The following is a 1,165-nucleotide window of genomic DNA, read 5'->3' on the forward strand; positions in this document are numbered from 1 at the left end:
GTGACCAGCGCCGACGAGGTCAACATGATCGCCTGCCAGGTCGCCCACACCCTGTTCCGCACCCCGACCAAGATCGCCCGGGTGCGCGCCACCGCCTACCTGACCCGCAAGGGGCTGTTCGCCCACGAGGCGGTGCCCATCGACGTGCTGATCAGCCCCGAGCAGGTGGTCACCGACCATATCCGCCGGCTGATCGAGCACCCCGGTGCGCTGCAGGTGCTGGAGTTCGCCGGCGGCCTGGCCCAGCTGGTCGCGGTGAAGGCGATCTACGGCGGCCCGCTGGTCGGCCAGGACCTCGGCTTCCTGCGCCGCCACATGCCCAGCGTCGACACCCGGGTGGCGGCCATCTACCGCCGCAACCGACCGATCATCCCGCGCGGCGACACCGTGATCGAGGCCGACGACGAGGTGTTCTTCATCGCCGCGCGGCGCGACATCCGCGCGGTGATGAGCGAGCTGCGGCGCCTCGACCGCGACTTCCGCCGGGTGATGATCGCCGGCGGCGGCAACATCGGCGAACGGCTCGCCGAGCACCTCGAGCACAGCCACCAGGTCAAGATCATCGAGCACGGCCTGGAGCGCTGCACCCAGCTCTCCGAGCGCCTCGACCGCACCGTGGTGCTGCACGGCAGCGCCACCAGCAAGCGGCTGCTGGAGGAGGAGAACATCGAGGAGTGCGACATCTTCTGCGCGCTGACCAACGACGACGAGGTCAACATCATGTCGTCGATGCTGGCCAAGCGCATGGGCGCCAAGAAGGTGCTGACGCTGATCAACAACGCCGCCTACGTCGACCTGGTGCAGGGTGGCGAGATCGACATCGCCATCTCGCCGCAGCAGGCCACCATCGGCAGCCTGCTGACCCATGTGCGGCGCGGCGACATCGTCAACGTCCACTCGCTGCGGCGCGGCGCCGCCGAGGCGATCGAGGCCATCGCCCACGGCGACACCCAATCGTCGAAGGTGGTGGGCCGCGCCATCGGCGAGATCGACCTGCCGCGGGGCACCACCATCGGCGCCATCGTGCGCGGCAAGGAGGTGCTGATCGCCCACGACGACGTGGTGGTGGAGTCCGGCGACCACGTGATCCTGTTCGTGATCGACAAGCGCCGCCTGCGCGACGTGGAGCGGCTGTTCCAGGTCGGCCTGACCTTCTTCTGATGGC

At 69.1% G+C, this 1,165-nt stretch carries 1 protein-coding gene; it reads left to right on the forward strand.

Annotated elements, in window-relative coordinates:
- Positions 1-1,161 (forward strand): Trk system potassium transporter TrkA (trkA, locus tag MKP05_RS21135; RefSeq protein WP_240570119.1); only part of this gene is annotated, 1,161 nt, incomplete at its 5' end.
- Positions 1,162-1,165: the final 4 nt, after the last annotated feature.

The organism is Halomonas flagellata (genome assembly GCF_022487945.1).
Lineage (GTDB): Bacteria > Pseudomonadota > Gammaproteobacteria > Pseudomonadales > Halomonadaceae > Halomonas > Halomonas flagellata.